Origin of the sequence: Burkholderia sp. SIMBA_051 (assembly GCF_046534915.1) — a bacterium.
Lineage (GTDB): Bacteria > Pseudomonadota > Gammaproteobacteria > Burkholderiales > Burkholderiaceae > Burkholderia > Burkholderia ambifaria.
Genome location: NZ_JAWRXS010000004.1, coordinates 531,548 through 550,260 on the forward strand (window position 1 = coordinate 531,548; position 18,713 = coordinate 550,260).

Annotated in this window: 17 protein-coding genes and 1 pseudogene; 1 reads left to right on the forward strand and 17 read right to left on the reverse strand. The window is 62.8% G+C overall.

Going from position 1 to position 18,713, the window contains the following annotated elements; translation table 11 throughout:
• Position 1 precedes the first annotated feature (1 nt).
• The 17 genes and pseudogenes from SB771_RS12845 to SB771_RS12925 form a co-directional block, all read right to left on the reverse strand.
• Positions 2 to 1,045 carry an alpha-ketoacid dehydrogenase subunit beta gene (locus tag SB771_RS12845; RefSeq protein WP_011656456.1) on the reverse strand — a complete coding sequence of 348 codons (1,044 nt, stop codon included), beginning with the start codon at positions 1,043 to 1,045 and terminating at the stop codon, positions 2 to 4.
• A gap of 2 nt (positions 1,046 to 1,047) precedes the next feature.
• Positions 1,048 to 2,280, reverse strand: coding sequence for a 3-methyl-2-oxobutanoate dehydrogenase (2-methylpropanoyl-transferring) subunit alpha (locus tag SB771_RS12850; RefSeq protein ID WP_105833783.1), 1,233 nt, complete (start codon positions 2,278 to 2,280; stop codon positions 1,048 to 1,050).
• Between the two features lie 385 nt (positions 2,281 to 2,665).
• Complete coding sequence (locus SB771_RS12855) at positions 2,666 to 3,292, reverse strand: flavin reductase family protein (protein WP_175661772.1); 627 nt, start codon at positions 3,290 to 3,292, stop codon at positions 2,666 to 2,668.
• 282 nt (positions 3,293 to 3,574) lie between these two features.
• Positions 3,575 to 3,721 carry a DUF3096 domain-containing protein gene (locus tag SB771_RS12860; RefSeq protein ID WP_011656453.1) on the reverse strand — a complete coding sequence of 49 codons (147 nt, stop codon included), beginning with the start codon at positions 3,719 to 3,721 and terminating at the stop codon, positions 3,575 to 3,577.
• A gap of 335 nt (positions 3,722 to 4,056) precedes the next feature.
• On the reverse strand, positions 4,057 to 5,070 hold the full coding sequence (locus SB771_RS12865; RefSeq protein WP_175661864.1) for a hypothetical protein: 1,014 nt from the start codon (positions 5,068 to 5,070) through the stop codon (positions 4,057 to 4,059).
• 124 nt (positions 5,071 to 5,194) lie between these two features.
• Positions 5,195 to 6,304, reverse strand: a pseudogene (locus SB771_RS12870) (IS3 family transposase).
• 216 nt (positions 6,305 to 6,520) lie between these two features.
• The gene (locus SB771_RS12875; protein ID WP_175661771.1) at positions 6,521 to 7,102 is read right to left on the reverse strand and encodes a 4'-phosphopantetheinyl transferase family protein; all 582 of its coding nucleotides are present in this window, start codon (positions 7,100 to 7,102) and stop codon (positions 6,521 to 6,523) included.
• Between the two features lie 188 nt (positions 7,103 to 7,290).
• Complete coding sequence (locus tag SB771_RS12880) at positions 7,291 to 7,608, reverse strand: hypothetical protein (RefSeq protein WP_175655968.1); 318 nt, start codon at positions 7,606 to 7,608, stop codon at positions 7,291 to 7,293.
• A gap of 47 nt (positions 7,609 to 7,655) precedes the next feature.
• Positions 7,656 to 8,405, reverse strand: a complete 750-nt coding sequence (locus SB771_RS12885) for an SDR family NAD(P)-dependent oxidoreductase (RefSeq protein WP_208446602.1) — start codon at positions 8,403 to 8,405, stop codon at positions 7,656 to 7,658.
• Between the two features lie 51 nt (positions 8,406 to 8,456).
• Positions 8,457 to 9,347, reverse strand: a complete 891-nt coding sequence (locus tag SB771_RS12890) for an SDR family NAD(P)-dependent oxidoreductase (protein ID WP_244096833.1) — start codon at positions 9,345 to 9,347, stop codon at positions 8,457 to 8,459.
• Positions 9,230 to 10,327, reverse strand: coding sequence for an NADH:flavin oxidoreductase (locus SB771_RS12895; RefSeq protein WP_175661769.1), 1,098 nt, complete (start codon positions 10,325 to 10,327; stop codon positions 9,230 to 9,232). Before SB771_RS12895 ends, SB771_RS12890 begins: the two co-directional genes overlap by 118 nt.
• A gap of 49 nt (positions 10,328 to 10,376) precedes the next feature.
• Positions 10,377 to 11,432 (reverse strand): AfsA-related hotdog domain-containing protein, encoded by a 1,056-nt coding sequence (locus SB771_RS12900; RefSeq protein ID WP_175661768.1) that lies wholly within the window; start codon positions 11,430 to 11,432, stop codon positions 10,377 to 10,379.
• Positions 11,433 to 11,441: 9 nt separating this feature from the next.
• Complete coding sequence (asnB, locus tag SB771_RS12905; RefSeq protein WP_175661767.1) at positions 11,442 to 13,283, reverse strand: asparagine synthase (glutamine-hydrolyzing); 1,842 nt, start codon at positions 13,281 to 13,283, stop codon at positions 11,442 to 11,444.
• A gap of 94 nt (positions 13,284 to 13,377) precedes the next feature.
• Positions 13,378 to 14,418 (reverse strand): 3-oxoacyl-ACP synthase III family protein, encoded by a 1,041-nt coding sequence (locus tag SB771_RS12910; RefSeq protein ID WP_175655973.1) that lies wholly within the window; start codon positions 14,416 to 14,418, stop codon positions 13,378 to 13,380.
• Positions 14,419 to 14,420: 2 nt separating this feature from the next.
• Positions 14,421 to 14,660, reverse strand: coding sequence for an acyl carrier protein (locus tag SB771_RS12915; RefSeq protein WP_175661766.1), 240 nt, complete (start codon positions 14,658 to 14,660; stop codon positions 14,421 to 14,423).
• A gap of 103 nt (positions 14,661 to 14,763) precedes the next feature.
• Positions 14,764 to 16,323 carry an MFS transporter gene (locus SB771_RS12920; RefSeq protein ID WP_175661765.1) on the reverse strand — a complete coding sequence of 520 codons (1,560 nt, stop codon included), beginning with the start codon at positions 16,321 to 16,323 and terminating at the stop codon, positions 14,764 to 14,766.
• A 564-nt stretch (positions 16,324 to 16,887) separates the two neighbouring features.
• Positions 16,888 to 17,562 (reverse strand): NADPH-dependent F420 reductase, encoded by a 675-nt coding sequence (locus SB771_RS12925; RefSeq protein ID WP_175661764.1) that lies wholly within the window; start codon positions 17,560 to 17,562, stop codon positions 16,888 to 16,890.
• 181 nt (positions 17,563 to 17,743) lie between these two features.
• Here SB771_RS12925 and SB771_RS12930 point away from each other — a divergent pair, with 181 nt between their 5' ends.
• Positions 17,744 to 18,700, forward strand: coding sequence for a LysR substrate-binding domain-containing protein (locus tag SB771_RS12930; RefSeq protein ID WP_175661763.1), 957 nt, complete (start codon positions 17,744 to 17,746; stop codon positions 18,698 to 18,700).
• Positions 18,701 to 18,713 lie beyond the last annotated feature (13 nt).

Genomic DNA, 18,713 nt, shown 5'->3' on the forward strand with positions numbered 1-18,713 from the left:
CTCAGGCCTCCATCACGCGTCGCAATGCTTCGCCAACCCGGGCCGGGCCGGGGAAATACGCCCATTCCTGCGCGTGCGGATACGGCGTGTCCCAGCCCGTCGTCCGCTCGACCGGCGCTTCCAGATGGTAGAAGCAGTGCTCCTGGACGAGCGATACCAGTTCCGCGCCGTAGCCGCAGGTGCGCGTCGCTTCGTGCACCACCACGCAGCGGCCGGTCTTGCGCACCGACGCGACGATCGTGTCGAGGTCGACCGGCCATAGCGTGCGCAGGTCGATCACTTCCGCGTCGATGCCGGTCTCCTCGGCCGCGGCGAGCGACACGTGCACGGTCGTGCCGTACGTCAGCACCGTCAGGTCGTTGCCGGGCCGCACGACGGCCGCCGTATCGAGCGGCACCGTGTAATAGCCGTCCGGCACCACGCTGCCCGGATGCTTGAGCCACGATGTGACCGGACGCTCGTGATGGCCGTCGAACGGCCCGTTGTACAGCCGTTTCGGCTCGAGGAAGATCACCGGATCGTCGTTCTCGATCGACGCGATCAGCAGCCCTTTCGCGTCGTACGGATTCGACGGCATCACCGTGCGCAACCCGCAGACCTGCGTGAACATCGCTTCCGGGCTCTGGCTGTGCGTCTGGCCGCCGTAGATGCCGCCACCGCACGGCATCCGGATCGTCATTGGCGCGGTGAACTGGCCCGCGGAGCGATAGCGCAGCCGTGCGCCTTCCGACACGATCTGGTCCGACGCCGGGTAGAAGTAGTCCGCGAACTGGATCTCGCAGACCGGCCGCAATCCATACGCGCCCATCCCGACCGCCGCGCCGACGATCCCGCCTTCCGAGATCGGCGCATCGAACACGCGCGACTTGCCGTACTTGGCCTGCAGCCCTTCGGTGCAGCGGAACACGCCGCCGAAGTAGCCGACGTCCTGCCCGAACACGACCACGTCGCCGTCGCGCTCGAGCATCACGTCCATCGCGGAGCGCAGCGCCTGGATCATCGTCATCGGCTGCGCCGATGCCGTCGTCGTTTCCTGTTGCGCCATGATCACGCTCCCAGTTCCTGGCGCTGACGGCGCAGGTGCGCGGGCAGCTCCTTGTACACGTCGTCGAACATCGAGGCCGGCGACGGAATCCGGTCGTCGGCCAGCGTGCCGAACTGCTCCGCTTCCTTCTGCGCGGCGATCACTTCGGCTTCGAGCTCGGCCGTCAGCGCGTCGTGCGCGCTGTCCGACCAGATGCCTTTCGCGATCAGGTGCTGCTTGAAGCGCGCGATCGGATCGCCGAGCGGGAAATGGGCCCAGTCGTCGGCCGGCCGGTATTTCGTCGGATCGTCCGACGTCGAATGCGCGCCCGCGCGGTAGGTGACCCATTCGATCAGCGTCGGGCCGAGATTGCGGCGCGCGCGTTCGGCGGCCCAGGTCGATGCCGCGTAGATCGCGAGGAAGTCGTTGCCGTCGACGCGCAGCGAAGCGATGCCGCAGCCGACGCCGCGCCCGGCGAAGGTGGTGCCCTCGCCGCCCGCGATCGCCTGGAACGTGGAAATCGCCCACTGGTTGTTGACGACGTTCAGCACGACCGGCGCGCGATACACGTGCGCGAACGTCAGCGCGGTGTGGAAGTCGGCTTCCGCGGTCGCGCCGTCGCCGATCCACGCGGACGCGATCTTCGTGTCGCCCTTGATCGCCGACGCCATCGCCCAGCCGACCGCCTGGATGAACTGCGTCGCGAGATTGCCGGAGATCGAGAAGAAGCCGGCTTCGCGGTCCGAGTACATCACCGGGAGTTGGCGCCCTTTCAGCGGGTCGCCTTCGTTCGACATCAGCTGGCAGATCATCCGTTCGAGCGGCACGTCGCGCGCGATCAGGATGCTTTGCTGGCGGTAGGTCGGGAAGCACATGTCGCCGTGACGCAGCGCCATCGCGTGCGCGGCGCCGATCGCCTCTTCGCCGAGGCTCACCATGTAGAAGGAGATTTTCTTCTGACGCTGCGCGATCATCATGCGCGCGTCGAAGATGCGGGTCTTCAGCATCGCGCGCATCCCGGCGATCAGGCGCGCATCGTCGAGGTCCGGCGCCCATGGGCCGAGCGCTGCGCCGTGGTCGTCGAGCACGCGCACGAGGCTGCGGGCGAGATGGGCGGTGTCCGCGGGGGCAACGTCGATCGGCGGGCGGCGAACCGCGCCGGCCGGCGATAGATGCAGATAGGAAAAATCCGTCTTGCAGCCCGGACGCCCGGTGGGCTCCGGCACATGCAGACGCAATGGCTCTGACAGGCTCATCGTGTCGTCTCCACGCTCGATTGTGTCTCACGCTGATGGAACGCGCGGCCGGTTGCCGGCTCACGCGCGGGCTGGCGCACGGATAAGCACGCCAACCTTGAAAATCTATGCCTCGCGAAGCGCGACGTCGATGACCAAGCCGCTCGATTGCGGTGAGCAGATTTGCCATGGCGGGTGTCGGCGGGCGATCGGCGCCGCCGGCGTGATGAATGAAGGCCGCGTGTGCTGCGATGCGTCAATGGCTGCGGAGCGTGCGGATCCACGCCGCACCGATCGTTCCGCGTCGATCATATCGGACGATACGAAGCAAGAGACCCCGCGAAATCCGGGATCTCGGCGGGGTCTCTTCGTCCGGGCGCTTGTCGGGTCGTGCCGGCGCGATGCGTTACGCGTCGGGGCGCGCGATGTCGAAGCGGCTGTCGGGCCTGACGTGCACGTACGCCGACGGGCCGCCCGCGCGAAGAATGATGCCCGCGCCGAACGTGTCGAAGATGCCGTCCTTCAGCAGGTCGTGGCGAATGTGCACGGCGATGACTTCGCCGAGTACCAGCGTGGCCGGCGTGGCGACGCCATGATGATCGCGCAGCGGGATCACGTCGGTCACCTTGCATTCGAAGTTGACGCCGCTTTCCGCGACGCGCGGCACATCGACGAGGCGCGACGGGATCGCGGTCAGGCCGCCGAGTTCGAATTCGTCGACGCCGTACGGCACCGCCGCGCAGGTCTGGTTCATCCGGTCGGCGAGATCGCGCGTCGCGAGGTTCCAGACGAACTCGCCGGTCTCCTGCACGTTACGCAGACTGTCCTTCGCGGCCGTGCTCGAAAAGCCGATGATCGGCGGACGATAGTTGAATGCATTGAAGAAGCTGTACGGCGCGAGGTTGATCGTGCCGTCGCTGCCGCGGGAAGAGATCCAGCCGATCGGGCGCGGGCCCACGATCGCGTTCAGCGGATCGTGCGGGAGGCCGTGGCCTTGCGAGGGTTCGTAATAGTGATGGGTCGAGTCGGTCATGGCGTGATGTCGAGGCAGGCAAGCAGCATTGAAGTCCATCGCCCGGCGCGCGTGTGCCGAGGGCAGCAACGGTGTGCGGTGCGATGTGCGCGCCAAGTATCACATGGGGTCGGTTTCGTTGCAGTGAGGGTGCGGTCGCGCGCGAGACGTTGCAGCGGCGATGCATGTGGCACGCAACATAAAAAACCGCGAGCCCTTCATTCGTTTTCTCGCTCGCGGTTTTTTCAAATCTTCATTGAAGCGGTCGCCGTCGAACCGGGGATGGAGGCCGAAAAGGGCTCGTCAGTGTATATGTCCTGCGAACAGTCCGAGCAATCCTATGATGATCAAGTAGATCGCAACGATGAAATTCAGCAGGCGCGGCACCACCAGAATCAGAATGCCGGCGATCAGGGAGACCAATGGGCTCAAGTTCGTGAATATGTGCATGGCGTTGCCCCTTAACAATAGATCGCGAAATCGCCAACTGGAGCACCTCGAAACCGTATTGCACGACCCTGTGCTTCGTAGCCGCTCCTTTTCAACGCTGCATGCGATTCCGTGACGGGTGGGAGATTTTTACCGACGCAGGCAACCGGAACCCTGACCGGTTGTCAGTGCAACGTTTGTTTGCATGTCGCAGCGATTTTCGTGCCTGCCTCGGCGCGTGCGGCCGATTTCGTCTGTACGCTGGAATCCGGCGACATCACTCGAGATGCCACGCTTATGCCGCACCGCACATGAATTTCAATTTGCGCCGCGAGAATGCGCGTGAGAATGAAGCCCTAGAAATTGCGTGCCAAGCCGACCATGAACATGTCCTGGTCCTTGTCGTTGCCGGTTGCGACACGATTGAAGCGCAAGCTCGCCGCCCAATCGTTCGTGACCTGGTAACTCACCTGCGCGCTGAGCAACGCATTGACTCTCGTTTTGCTCGAGGCTTCGTCCCGATCGTGCGAGAGATACGGACCTGCCCCTGCCGACAGCGTCCATTTGGTCTGGATCGGCGCGACGTACCAGAGTTGCGCTGCCACCCCTCTGCGGCCGGCGACGCCATTGTTGCCTTCGTAGACGAAGCTCGCCGAATAGGCCCACGCATTGCCGAGCGGCCGTTTGACTTCGACCATATAGCCCTTTTCGATCGGCACTTGCGGACGGTTCGTCTGCGACGTCCCGGCCCAAATGCTGACCTGCGTCTTGCCGTCCGACAACGCCGGGCCGGGATCGCCGCCAAAATCCGAACCGATGCCGAACAGCACCGCGTCGGAATTGAATCCGCCAATCATCTGCACGTGGTTGTACTGCAGCTTGAGGAAGAAGCGGTCGGGAACGATGTAATACCGCACGGCTGCTGACGCGCGCACACCCCAGCGCTTTTCATTGCGCGCCTGGTTGTCGACATGGGTCGTGTCGATGCTGAAATACGGCCCCGCCGACAATTCGACCGCCACGCGATTGCCGAGCGGCCAACGAAACGAACCGAGCGCGGCGAAGCCGTCACGGTGGTGATCCACCGGATGCCCCTCGTTCAAATAGGCGAGGTAGATCGAGAAGTAGTCGTTCAACACGTCGCCGAAGCCGACTTCGTAGGCGCGCCAATGCATATCGCCGCCGTCGGTCGCACGTCCGTCGCCATACACCGCATAAGCGTTGATCGTTCTTTCCGATGGCTTGAACGCGGTCGGTGCACTCGCGGGACCGTCCTCGGCATGCGCGTGGCCAATGCCTGCCAGAATCGCCAGACCCGCGATCGAGCCCGTGACGACGAAACGTGAATAGATGCGACGGCACTGTCCCATTTGGCCTCCCCACCTGAGCTGAACCCGGATGCTGGACGACGGTTGAACGAACGTCATGCGAATCGAATCTGGTGCTGGACGTGGCCGCTGGCACCGGTCGAGCGACAATGACCTGGCCCCAGTTTTAGTCCGGACTGCAGTTAGAGTCCGAGATTAAAACCTCCTGGTTTGCATCAGGCGCCCGGGCGAACTGCACTGGCGTCAGACAGCCCAGTGAGCTATGAGCTCGATACGCCATTCCTCAATCAGCCGCTTGGCGTGGCGCATTGAGACGAACCAGTGCTCGTTCAGGCATTCATCGCGGAACCGCCCGTTGAAGCTCTCGATATAGGCATTCTCCACCGGCTTGCCAGGCCGAAGGAACGAAAGTGTGACACCGGCTTCGTAGGCCCATACATCCAGCACCTTACCAGCGAACTCCGGCCCGTTGTCGACCGTGATGGATGCGGGTAAACCTCGTATCTCCTTGAGTCGCTCGACCACTTGCTGCACGCGTAGGCCCGGCAGTAAAGTATCGACCTCGATGGCCAAGCATTCGCGCGTGTAGTCGTCGACCACGCTCAGGCATCGACACCACCGACCATAGGTCAACCCGTCCGAAACGAAGTCCATGGACCAGCTCTGATTCGGGCCTGTTGGAAACGGCAGCGGCGTGCGCTCGACAGCCGCAATACGCTTGCGCCGCCGCTTGCGCACGTTGAACCCCGCCTTGCTGTACAAGCGCTAGACGCGCTTGGGGTTGGTGAAGCAGCCATCCCGCTGCAACAGCATGTGAATCCGGCGATAGCCGTAACGGCGCTTCTGCGCGGCGATGGCCGTCATCCGGCCAGTCAGCGCTTCGTCGTCAACTCGGCGGCGTGATTCGTAGTGGAACAGCGAGCGCGATATCCCTACCAGCCCGCAAGCACGGGTAACGCCCATGGCGCGTTCGGTCATCAAGATTCGGACTGCTTCGCGCTGGCCTGCGGGCTTGCAACTTTCGAGCCAGCAGGTCCTTCAGCGCGGCGTTGTCGAGCATTGATTCGGCCAACAGGCGCTTGAACTTGTTGTTCTCCTGCTCCAGTTCCTTCAGGCGCTGCGCTTCGGAAACCGTCATCCCGCCGAACTTCGCTTTCCAGTTGTAGTAGCTAGCTTCCGAGATGCCGTACCTGCGGCACAGCGCCGCCGGCTTCAGGCCAGCCTCGGCTTCCTTCAAGATGCCGATGATTTGCTCTTCGGTGAATCGTTTCTTCATTGCCGTTCTTCTCTGGAACGGACTCCACACCGTCACCGTACTAAACGCGGGGAGCAGGTCACAAATTTGGTAAATAGAAATCAAGGCGGGTGGACGCCAGCGAGGCGCATGAAATTTCAAGCCAGCGTTCCGCTCGCAGGTTGTAGCGGAAACAGGTCGGCGATCGCTTCGCGGCCAACGCGAATGAGCCAACCGGCGACCCTCCCGATCAGCGTATTAGGCGCATGAAACTGCCATTACCCCCAGCATGCCCAGCGCCCAAGGCTGCGAAATGATCCGGTAGTTTCCGATCAGCTCGCCGCGTGCGGAATACTCATAGGCGACGGAGTGCCTAACACCATCGTTGTCGATGAATACCTTGATGCGCCTCGGGTCGCGAAGCAGCCCGCAACCCACGCACTTGAGTACGGCTTCCTTGCACGTCCAGCCAAGCAGGAATGCGGTGCGCCAGTCGTCGCATCGCGACAGGCAATCCCGCTCGTCACGATCGAATACGATGTCCGCGAGCTTCGGCGGAATCGCGCGATCGCATCGCTCGATGTCCACGCCGATCGGGCCGTCCTCCCTGATCGCCACGACAATCAGGTCGCCGGCATGTGACACATTGAAACCCAGCGATGCGTGGGGAGGCGGCAAACCGGGTTTCCCGAGCCTGTCCACGACGAATTCGCCGAGATAAGGTTCACCGTCGATGCGTGCCCCCAACGTGCGCCGCACGAACGTGCGCCCGGCGATGAACCGTGCGCGTCGGGCGGGATCATCGATAACCCGCGCCCGGACCAATTCGGCTTCGGACAACAGCTGTGCATCTCCATCAAGTGCGCCGGCCAAATTGGCCCACGCCAACGTCAATGGACTCGGGGCGCCGGCATAGTGCACCTGCGCGCTCCCTGTCTGAGATGCACTCCACAGCGGCGAGCCGTCCGGCTCGTGCCATCCCAACCTAACAATCCCCGGCGTTTGCGTCGCATTCGCGCCCAAGACGATCACGCGACCTCGCCGCTCTTTTGCTTCGCTTCACGCACCCGCGCTTCGATATAGTCAACCATCCGCCCGAATGTGTTGAACGGTGAGTTCTCGACAGCCAGGTCACGCTCGTTGGCGAGCTGTAGACGCACGCCCAGGTTCTTGAAGATATTCTCTTCGAGATCGGCGATGATCGTGACAAGACTCAGGGAATCGAGCTGCCCTGCTTCCGCGTACAGCTTCGCGTCGCGCCCCTGGGATAGATCGACCGGTTGCTCGAGATACGGATCCTGGCTCTTGATCGCCTCAGTCAGCATTTTATTCAGTTGATCCTGCATGGTTGTGATCCTTAGGTTCAAATTTCGGAAAATCATCCGGAGACGCGTTACTCCGCTCCGGCCGGAGCGAGCAGCGCCCGAATCTCGATGAACCGGCCGCTCGTCAGACGCTGATCCGGCTTCGGATGAATGAGATCGAACACATCTACCGCACGCTGCGCCGGCGCTACCGCATAGCCCGGCGTGCGGAACCGCTCGTTCAATCGGGCATGCTCCGGAAACTCCGCGATGCGCGGGCTGAACACGATCTCGCGCGACAGCGCCGTATCGACGTTGCACATGCCCAGCACGGCAAAGAACACGTCGGGATACTCCTCGGCGTAGACTCCGCATAACGCCAGCAACGCTGCCTTCGACAGGCTGTACGGCAGCATGCCGGCGCGAAACCGCACCCCCGCTATCGACGCGGACGCGACCACAACGTCGGGACGCGTCGGCAGCGCGAGGAACGCATCGAGCAGCAGCTTGTTTGCCACCGTGTTGACGGTCAGCGTCCGCTGAAGCTCGTTAGACGAGCATTCCCGCGCGCGCCTAGGCGCTGTCCCAGACACGCCTGCATTCAGGTAGACGACGGACACACCATCCTGCGCGATGGGTGCGAACACCCCGTTGAACAGGTCCGTCGCCTCGTCGAGTGTGAGCAGGTCGCACTGCTTGAACACCATATTTCCGGACGCCAGCAGCGCATCTGGCCGGCGCCGGGCAATGCCGTACACAGTCCAGCCGCGGTCCAGATAGTGAGCGGCAAGCGCATGACCGATTCCGTCGCTGACGCCAGAAATGAAAACGCTCGCCACGTCACCCTCCGTCGTTCCGAGGCTTGCAATCCCCTGCCTCTCCGGACGGTCTCAAAACTTGCCCGCCACGAAGCCTCCATCAACGGACAGCAGCGTGCCCGTCACGTACGAAGCCTGCTCGCTGAGCAGCCACAGAATCGCGGCAGTGATTTCCTCCGGTTTCGCGAAGCGCTTCATCGCGGTCGATTGGATCTTCTCCTGCGTCGATTCCGGGTTCGCACGCAGACGCTCCTCAGTGTTCATGCCGCCGAGCGTCGGGCCGGGACACACAGCGTTCATGCGCACCACGTTCTGGCCCTCCGGCGGATTCGCGCTCTCGATCGCGGCCACCTGGGTCAGCATGTTCAGCGCCGCCTTGCTGCTCGAATAGGCACTCTGACGCGGTTGGCCAAGCACGCCGCCACAGGACGACACGTTGACGATCGCCGCGCGCTCGTGCCGCGCCATCAGGCGGATTTCATGCGACATCAGCAGAAGCGGGCCGACCAGGTTGATGTCCAGCACGCGTTTCCATTCCTTCAGGTCCAACTCGCGTACCGCGGCGCGCTTGGTCGTCACGCCTGCGTTGTTGACCGCGAGATCGAGACGGCCGTGACGGGATTCGATCAGGTCGAAGAGACTGATCACCGCATTCTCTTCAGTCACGTCGACCGCCACGTAGCGCGCGTTTTCGCCGAGCAGTTCCTGCGCGCGGCGGCCGTCGTCTTCGTTGCGCCCGGTCACATAGCAGAACGCGCCCGCATCGACCAGCGACTTTGCGACGTTCAGACCGATGCCACGCGTGCCGCCCGAGATCAACGCAACTTTTCCGTCAAATGCCATGTTCAATTCTCCTGGTATTTCATCTGAATGAGTTGAGGTCGAAGGTAGCGGGGATTGACGCAGCAGAAGACCCGATCCGCCAGCGGCTCCTTCTTGTCTCGCAGACAATACGAATCCCATCGGCAGCGATCGACTTCGCCCGCGCGTCCCGACAATTCCTTCAGTACAAAATGGTGATCCGCAACGATCGCGCGCCCGAAACCGATGAAATCGGCGTCGCCGCTCGCGACGATTGCCTCCGCCTCTGCGAGGCTGTCGAGGTTGGCCGCGAAACCGATGGGCAACCGCGTCGTCCGCTTCAGGAAGCGCACCGCGTTGCGCGACTGCGCCAGCGAGTAGTCGCGGTTCCCGAGAAACTTCCCGAACGTCCCGGCCACGCCGGTCGCGCAGGTAATCGCATCGGCGCCCGCCTCCTCGAGCGCCGCGACCACGTCGCCCAGCTGCTCGACCTGCAACCCCGCTTCGCCGAAACCGTCGTCGATCTGCAGGCGCACGAAGATCGTCGCGCGATCGGCCGCCAGCGCGCGCAAGCGCCGCACGATCTCCAGCAGGATCCGCGCCCGCCCGATAGGTGTACCGCCCCACCGGTCCATGCGGCGATTCGTCCGCGGCGACAGGAAACTGCTCAGCAGATAGCCGTTGGCCGCATGAATCTGCAGCATCGGTGCCCCGATCGACAGCGCCAAGCGAGCCGCCTCGAAAAAATGATCGATGTACTGACCGATCTGCTCGTCGCTCAACGACGTGACGTCGCCTTCCACCGCATGTTCGTCGCCGGTCGCGGGCGCCCGGACGCCGTAATGCTGAAGTTGGACGCCCAGGGCAAAGCCGAGGTGCCGCGCAGTCTCGAACACCGGACGCAGATCGTCCGCGTACGACGGCGACGTCAGCATCAAGCTCCGATCCGTGTACTGCGAATCCGGGTCGACCGACGAATTTCCGAGGAATCCGAAACCGCATCCGCCCCGCATGATCGACGCATAGATGTCGAAGAATTCGGGCAGCGGACGCCCTGTCGGATCGCACACGTCGAAGCCGACGGACGAGAAATACATTCGGTTCGGCACGATCAGGCCAGACCCGATCGTGAGCGGCTTCATCAGGTGCGGAAAATGATTCATTGGCATCGCTGCGTGCTCGCTCGTCCGTTCAACACACCGTAAAGCCGCGCTTGATCATTTCTTTCAAGCGCTCCAGCTCCGCGTACTCGACGTGACCGAAATCCCACGTGACGCCGTCCTCGTCCTGGCCTGCGTGCGTGACGGGCGCCTTGAAGCAGATGTTGCCGTCATAGATCACCGTCAGAAGCGCGTTGGGCGTGTTGCCGATTTTCGCGGCGCTGGTCACGCACGACTGCTTGCCGATCTTCCTGAGCGAGACGATCGACTGTCCCGCCCCGTCCGACGTGAGCAGCGAGATGACCGGTGCGCTCGGCACCGGCGCGAAATACTCGGTGTCGAACAGGCACGCGTTGCGCGCAAGCCTGAACTTGTCGAGCCGGATGACGGGCGCCACCGACTCGATCCGCGCGATCAGCGCGCCGCGCTGATAGAACGACGACGCGTAGCGCACCTCGCACGGCTGCAGGTCGTCCGTTTCAGTCAGATCGTCGACCACGATCTCGATCGGATACATCAGCTCCGCATACCCGTGGAATTTCGCATTGAGTCCGCTGAGGCTCACCGTCACCTTGCCGAGCGCATGCTCCGAGTATGTGTACAGCTGGTAATAGATCGCCTGCCGCGCCGCTTCCAGCAGCATGATGCCGGGCACGTGCTCGTGCCGTTTCCGGTAGAAGAAGTAATGGTCCGCGAGATTGACGAACTCGAAGCTCGTCGAGCGCGCGGACACGCCGTGATGTGTCAGGAACCGCTCGATTGCGTCGTCGCCGACCGGTACGCTCACCGGCGCGCGCAGGCTGTCGATCACCTGGTGCGGCACACCGCGAATGACGTCTTCCTTTGCGACGTCGGCGAACGGCTGTCCGGTCACGAACCCGTGCGCTTGCGCCGTGCGCAGAATGCGCGCCGACGCGCCTGTGGATTCGTAGAGATGCTCAAGCCCGGCCACGCCGCCGTCCGGGTGCTCGCCCGTTACCGGCGACACGAGCCGCGACGGCACCACCTTGCGCGGCCGCGTCAACAGGACGTCGTCGGCCGAGTCTTTATGGAGAAGGCTCGGAGAAATTATCGTCGTGCTGGTCATCTTTCTGCTCTACAGGGCGATTTCAACGTTGTAGTCCTTGATCCAGCGATTCATCCATAGCGCCATCTCCAGACCGCCGCGGTTGTAGGGCTGGCTGACTTGGGTTGGCGCGCGCTCCAGCAGCGCACGGACCTTCGCGCGATCGATCAGGTCGTGAATCGGTGCCGCGGGGTCATCCAGCACGTCGGCCAGCTCCGCGCGCAGGCCCTGCTCATACGCACCGTCTTGCGTCGCCGGGTAGGGCGTCTTCACCCGATTGAGGACGCTTTCCGGCAGCAGCGGACGAACCGCCTCGCGCAGCAGACTCTTCTCCCGCCCGTCGAACGTCTTCATCTGCCACGGCACGTTGAACACGTACTCGACCAGCCGGTGGTCGCAGAACGGCACGCGCACTTCCAGCCCGACCGCCATGCTCATCCGGTCGTTGCGATCCAGCAGGGTCTGCAGGAAACGCGTCAACGCGAGATACGACACCTCCCGCATCCGGCGATCCTGCTCGGATTCACCATCGAGAACCGGCACTTCGCGTAGCGCGTCACGGTATCGGTCCGCCCGGTAAGTATCGCGGTCGAGCGACGCCACGAAGTCAGGCGCCAACAGTTGGACGCCGCCGAAATAGCGCGACGAGCCGGCCGTCAGCCACGGGAACGTCTCAGCCTTCAGGGCGGCCGGATTCCGGAACCACTGATAGCCGCCGAACACCTCGTCCGCCGCCTCTCCCGACAACGCCACCGTCGAATGTTCGGATAGCTCACGGAACAGCAGATACAACGATGGCCACATATCGCCCCAGTACGCCGGCGGAGCATCCACCGCGCTCAGGATGCTGCTGCGGATCGACGCGTCGAGCATCTGGTCGCTGCGCAGTAGCAGCTCCGTGTGGCGCGTGCTCGCGTGCGCGGCAAGATCCCGCGCGAACGGCGCGTCGGGCGAGCCCCGCACGCCGTCGGCAGTGAACCCGTCGAGGTTGTGCTGGAAGTCGACCGAATACGATGACAGCGCACCATCGCCCATCTGCCGTGCCGCGATCGCGGTCACCGCCGACGAATCGAGGCCCCCGGACAGCAGCGTGCAGAGCGGCACGTCCGACACGATCTGACGCTGGACCGTGTCCGACAGGATGTCGCGCACGGTCGCGATCGTCGCCTGCTGGTCGTCGCGATGCTCGTTAGCCTGAAGGCGCCAGTAGGTCTCCTTCCGGAGGCCGCTACGATCGAGGATTATCAGATCCCCCGGACGGACTTCCAACAGGCCGTCGTAGACAGTCAGCTCTGGCGTCTTGATCATGTCCAGCAACTCGCGCAAGCCGTTCGCCGTCACGCGCGGCTTGACGAGCGGATGCTGGAACAGCGCCTTCGGCTCCGACGCGAACACGAGCCCGCCGTCTGTCGGGAAATAATAGAGAGGCTTCACGCCAAGACGATCGCGGATCAGGATCAGGCGCTCGCGCTGACTGTCCCAGATCGCGACGGCGAACATGCCGTTCAGATGACGCGCGACGTCCTCCTTCCAGTGCAGATAACCCTTCAGCAGCACCTCGGTGTCGCTGTTGGTCTCGAACGCGTAGCCGGCGCGCTGCAGTTCGGCGCGCAGGTCCTTGAAGTTGAAGATTTCACCGCAGAAGGACGCCACCGCCTTCCGGCCGGCGGGATCGATAGCGTGCATCGGCTGCGCCCCATAGGCGAGGTCGATGATCGCGAGGCGGCGATGGCCGAGCGCGACGTTCTCGTCGAGCCACGTGCCGTGCCCATCGGGACCGCGGTGCACGAGCGAGTCCGCCATCGCCTCGATGAGACGATTCGGTTCGGGGAAGTTCCGTTTGAAATCGATCCAGCCGGCAATGCCGCACATGTTATCTCTCAGAATTTAGTTTATCTAAATATTAATCGTACTATCTACCGCTCCACGACCCCGTTTTTTCCTAGCGAAACGCGATCGTCTGCTACTACCCTTCTGCCAGTCCTTGTATCGCTTCCAATGCCACTTCCACCGGCGCCAGCACATGAGTCTTCGACAAATCCGCCAGCAGCGCACCCCACGCGAGCCCCACACCGAAGCCGCACATCACGACGTTGCGACGCGCCTCGCCGCCTTTCTCGTGACGACGGGACAACAGCAAGGGGATGGACGTCGAATTCGTGTTCCCGATGCCGTCGACGTCGACGGGCAACCGCTCGGGCGCGACGCCGAGCCGGTTCCGGATGTAATCCAGGATAAATCGGTTCGGCTGGTGCAGCGCGAACAGATCGACGTCCTCAAGGCCTTTACCTTGGCTCCTGAGCAGCGTATCGATCACTTCGGGCACGCGGCGCAACGCGAAGCTCATTACCGCCGCGCCGTCCATCTTCAAGCAACTGATTGTGCCTGTATGCCCCCCGTCCTTCTCGTACTGGAGGTTCACACCGAGCAGGCTCCGGCCGCTGCCATCCGCGCCGGACACAAATTGCAAAGCCTCGTCGCCCACCGTGATCAGCGTGGCCGACGCCGCGTCACCGAACAGCATACGGGCCTGATGATCGCGGTCGTCGACCAATCGCGTATTGATGTCGCCGGTACACAGGAGCACGTTCCGGCACGCGCCCGACACGACGAGCGAAGCCGCCTGAATCAGGCCGCTCACATAACCCGCGCACCCAGCGTTGATATCGACGACGACGCAGTCTGTCGGCAACTCGAGCTGGTGATGAACCGCGTACGCGCATCCCGGGCTCCAGTCGTCCGGCGTCTGTGTTACGACAATCAGCCCGTCGATCTCGCCCGCGGCGATTTCCGAGCCGCGCATCAAGTTCAGGGCGGCGGCGACAATGAGGTCGCTCGTCGCCATACCGGCCGCCGTGCGGATCGAGCCAATGCCCGTCCCCCGCACGATGCGTGCGACCTCGCGCTCGCCGTAGATCGCCGCGAACTCCGCCTCGCCGATCGTGCCGGACGGCAGCGCCGCGGTAATCGCCTTGATCGAAATACCGGAAATCGTTTTGGCAACCATGTTCAATTCCCTTTCAGCTTCTGGACTAGGCTGACGAGATCGGAAACAGTGCCCAGCTTTGCAACATCCGGCAGGGTCAGCTGTTTCCCCGTGTGCTCAGTCACCAGCGCCACCACCGACAAAACGGCGAACGAATCCCATTTTTCATTACCGCTCAAAATCGTGGTCGGCTCGAGGTCCGTGGTATTGATATCCAGCGCTCTTGCAATTTGTGGTCTCAGGTTCTCGAAATTCAACTCCATGGCAAGGCCCTCTCTCGAATAAGATTTCGATATTTCTGGCGGCATGTCACTACTCTCGCCGATTTTCCGTTCGTTGCGCGCCTGGAATATCCCGGCTCCGGGTTCAATCGACAGAAGTCAGCGCAGACTGTTTGTCGTCCACACCGAAACGTTCGTCGGTCTTCTGGACGGGCGCCGGCTTTTTACGACCGAATACGATGGCGGCAGCGAACCCGAGCACGAGCGGCGCAAGCGTTCCATACAGCGTGACCCAACCGAAACCCAGTATCAGTGCAGCGCGCGCCGTGACGATCGGAATTCCACCGGCATCGGCCGCCGCGAAGCTGCCCGCCGAGACCGCGTCGACCAGATGACGAATATCTGTACCGGCCGGCAGCGCTCCCGCCAGGCCCACGGATACGCCGCTCACCAATACGAAGCCCATGATCGCGATGTTGATCGCCAGCGAAATCATCCGTGCGCTGAACTCCATGCCGGACGCCATGCCCGCCCTCTCCGGCGGCAGCGACCCGGTGGCGGTATTCGTCACCGGTGTGTTGGTCAGCCCGAGCCCGATGCCCGCCACCACGCAGCCGGGCAGCAGCGTGATCCAGCTCGCGTGTCCGGTCGTCACGACCAGATGGAACAGCAGGAAGCCGGCTGCGATCGTGAACAGCCCGACCGGAATCACGAAGTTCGGTCCGCGCTTCAGCAACAGCCGCTCGGCGACGGGCGGCACGACGATCGTCGGCAGCGTGTAGGCAAGCACGGTTAAGCCTGCGCCGACGCTGCTGTAGCCGAGCACCGCCTGCAGGTAGATCGGGAAATAGATAACGAACGGCCAGAAGCTGAAGTTCATCCCGCACGCGCCGAGTAACGCGCCCGAGAAATTGCGAACGCGAAACGCCTTGAAGTCGAACATCGGCCGCGCGACCCGGCTCTCGACGATGACGAACAGAACGAAGCTGATCACGGCGATCGAGAGCGCGCCTACGCCGAGCGGATTGTCAGCCTCAGGCTTCTGCCCCTGGGTAATCAGATACACGAGGCAAAAGACAGACGCCGACAAGGTCACCATCCCGCCGACGTCGATCTTAAGCGCATGCGGATCGGACGATTCGACCACACCGGCACGCGCGAGCGACACGGCCACCACGGCGATCAGCACGTGAATCAGGAACACCCACTCCCAAGTGGCAAAGCTCGCGATCGAGCCGCCGACGACCGGCCCGAAGCCCAGCCCGAGCCCAAACACGACGCCCCACCAAGCGAACGCTACGCCGCGCTCCGGGCCGCTCTGAAACTGATGGGATAGCACCGCGACCTGGCACGACAGCATGGCCGCGGCGCTCACGCCTTGCAGAAATCGGGCCGCGATCAGAAGCGGCGCACTCGGCGCCAGACCGCAAATCAGCGACGCGATGCCGAACACCACGATGCCGATCGTGAACACACGCTTGCGTCCGAAACGATCGGCCAATGCGCCCATCGCCACGAGCGACGAGCACATTGCAATCGTATAGGCATTCATAATCCACTGGAGCTGCTTAAAATCGGCCGGCAATACATGCTCCAGTGTCGGCAGAATAGAAGGGACACTGGTAATTTCCAGCCCGAGCATGACCGCCGACAGGCAAATTGCCGCGAGCGCGATCTTGTTTTTCGATGATACGTCGACCGACATTTTGTCTCAGCTCCACCATTTGAATGATTCAGATATTAACAGCGAGCCTCCATATTCCGCCCCACCAAAACAAATATTTCTGTGACAACAAAACTCAATAGACACTACGACAACAAAAATATAGATATTGGATATATTAATATTATATCCAATATCTATATCTCCATTTCAAAAAACCCAGCAGGTCATCAATACGATTAATTGGCCGATTCCATCGGCGCATCGATTCGCCCGGCAATAAAAATGCACTATTTTCATGACGGAGATCGCCTATTTATAAAATCACGATAACCGCCGCTGGCACGGTCGATCGGAACGGCGTGTCAAGAGAAAAGCCACTCGCCGCGATGGTGATCGAGCCGCGCTGGCGAGAGTACTGATCGGCGCGAGAGCCGACCGGTGAGAAATGAAAGGGGCGTTGTGCGACGGATGCGTTCGGGAATGACATCCGGCAGTTGGGAATCTAGCGGTCGCGGCTGCGCCGCTGAAGATCCGGAAACTGCCCGCCCGTTCGGAGACTCGATGCGATGGAACGAGGGGCAGGTTAGTGTCGTGCGCGGGGCGTCAGGAGCGCATGCCTCGGTGCGTGCGCCAATGTGCTTCCGGCATCATCGAGTCGCGCGTCGTCTCGGCCAGCATCGGCGCCAGCATCGCCTTGTCGAGCGGCACGCAGTACACCGGCCGGCGTCGCTCGAAACGCCACCCTTCCGCCAGCGGTCCGGCATCGACCGCGTCGTAGCCGAGGCGATCCAGCAGCGTGATCGTCGCGCTGCGCGCGTCGGCATCGTCACCGGCGATCGGCAGCGCGCGGCGGTCCGGCGCACCGGCGGGGCGTGCGTCCGGCACCACCTCCTCCACCAGGATCGCATTGAATGCCTTGACGACGCGCGACTTCGGCAGATGATGAGCGAGCACCTCGGCCGTCGTCATCTCCCCACTCTCGAGTTCGGGGAGGAGACCAAAATGCGGGAAATAGTTCTGTGGGTTGAGCACGATCTTGCCCTCGAGTGGCTCGGCCGGCACCGCGCGATACGCCTGCAGCGGGAGCGCCGCGAACACGATATCGCCGTATGAGGCGGCTTCGTCCACCCGCCCCACTTCGCACCCGAGCGGCTTACACAGCGCCTGGATGGTTTCCGGTCCGCGCGAATTGCTCAACATGACCTGATAACCGGCACGGGTGGCCAACCACGCGACCGACTGCGCCATACGGCCTGCGCCAATGATTCCGATCTTCACACTCTCTCCTTTTTGGAATTTTCATCCGTCCGCGACGCGACAGTAATGAACGGCGGGACGAACGACAACTCGCCGACCAAACCAACCATGTTGGCGGTCGAGTTGTCAACGTTACAAAACATAGCAACCATCAGACAATGATATGATTAAAGTCAATAATGACGACAATTCTTTATAGATCATGAGCAAATTGATATTGGACGTCGACGCCATCCAGGCATTCGTGACCATCGCGGAATTCCAGAGCTTCACAAGGGCGGCGGAAGCGCTCGGCACGCAGCAAGGCGCGATTAGCGTGAAGCTGAAACGTCTGGAAGAACGCCTCGGCCACAAGCTGATCGAGCGCACCCCGCGCCTCGTTCGGCTGTCTGCCCAGGGCGCGCTGTTCCTCAATGCTGCGCGCGAGTTCCTCGCCGCACACGACCGCGCGGTGGCCGAACTGTCCGCCGAGCGTCGCCACTTCAGGCTCGGCATCGCCGAGCACGTGGCCGGGCCGGAAATTCCAGTCTTGCTTGCGCGCCTGTACGAGCGCGATCCGGCATTGACGATCGAAGTGCGCCTCGAAAACTCCCGCACCTTGCTCGATGCCTTCGACCACGGCAATCTCGACGCCGTGATCATCCGCCAGGACGACGATCGTCGCGACGGCAGCGACCTCGGCCCGGAGAATTTCGGCTGGTTCGCCGCCTCCGGCTTCACTCACCGCCCCGGCGAACCGATGCGGCTCGCGGCGCTGGCGCCCTGCTGCGGCGTGCGCGACATAGCAATGCGCGCGCTCGACGACGCGGGCATCAGCTGGACCGAGGTGTTCGTCGGCGGCGGGCACGCGGCGGTGATAGCTGCCGTGTCGGCCGGCCTGGCGGTGGCGGCCTTCTCGTGCCGGCTCGCGCCACCCGACACGATCGAGGTCAGTCAGCGCTTCGGCCTCCCCGACCTGCCGTCGTCGAGAATCGTCCTGCATTCGACGCTGTCGGACCAGCGCTCCCGTGAAGCGTTGCGCACGCTCGCCGCGACCTACCGGGAACATCGCCCCTCCCGCCGTACTCCGGTGCAACACGAAACGCCAATCATCGATCCCGAACCTGTCGCGGCGTATTCCACGAGCGCACACGCCCGCACCGAATTCCGGCATACCTGACGACAGCTCGCGC

Bases quoted from the DNA above. Each gene is read 5' to 3' on its own strand.
- SB771_RS12920 (WP_175661765.1), bottom strand. From the start codon at position 16,323: ATGTCGGTCGACGTATCATCGAAAAACAAGATCGCGCTCGCGGCAATT.
- SB771_RS12890 (WP_244096833.1), bottom strand. From the start codon at position 9,347: ATGGGATTCGTATTGTCTGCGAGACAAGAAGGAGCCGCTGGCGGATCG.
- SB771_RS12865 (WP_175661864.1), bottom strand. From the start codon at position 5,070: ATGGGACAGTGCCGTCGCATCTATTCACGTTTCGTCGTCACGGGCTCG.
- SB771_RS12850 (WP_105833783.1), bottom strand. From the start codon at position 2,280: ATGAGCCTGTCAGAGCCATTGCGTCTGCATGTGCCGGAGCCCACCGGG.
- SB771_RS12910 (WP_175655973.1), bottom strand. From the start codon at position 14,418: ATGGTTGCCAAAACGATTTCCGGTATTTCGATCAAGGCGATTACCGCG.
- SB771_RS12915 (WP_175661766.1), bottom strand. From the start codon at position 14,660: ATGGAGTTGAATTTCGAGAACCTGAGACCACAAATTGCAAGAGCGCTG.
- SB771_RS12845 (WP_011656456.1), bottom strand. From the start codon at position 1,045: ATGGCGCAACAGGAAACGACGACGGCATCGGCGCAGCCGATGACGATG.
- asnB (WP_175661767.1), bottom strand. From the start codon at position 13,283: ATGTGCGGCATTGCCGGCTGGATCGATTTCAAACGGAACTTCCCCGAA.
- SB771_RS12895 (WP_175661769.1), bottom strand. From the start codon at position 10,327: ATGAAGCCGCTCACGATCGGGTCTGGCCTGATCGTGCCGAACCGAATG.
- SB771_RS12855 (WP_175661772.1), bottom strand. From the start codon at position 3,292: ATGACCGACTCGACCCATCACTATTACGAACCCTCGCAAGGCCACGGC.
- SB771_RS12930 (WP_175661763.1), top strand. From the start codon at position 17,744: ATGAGCAAATTGATATTGGACGTCGACGCCATCCAGGCATTCGTGACC.
- SB771_RS12900 (WP_175661768.1), bottom strand. From the start codon at position 11,432: ATGACCAGCACGACGATAATTTCTCCGAGCCTTCTCCATAAAGACTCG.
- SB771_RS12880 (WP_175655968.1), bottom strand. From the start codon at position 7,608: ATGCAGGATCAACTGAATAAAATGCTGACTGAGGCGATCAAGAGCCAG.
- SB771_RS12860 (WP_011656453.1), bottom strand. From the start codon at position 3,721: ATGCACATATTCACGAACTTGAGCCCATTGGTCTCCCTGATCGCCGGC.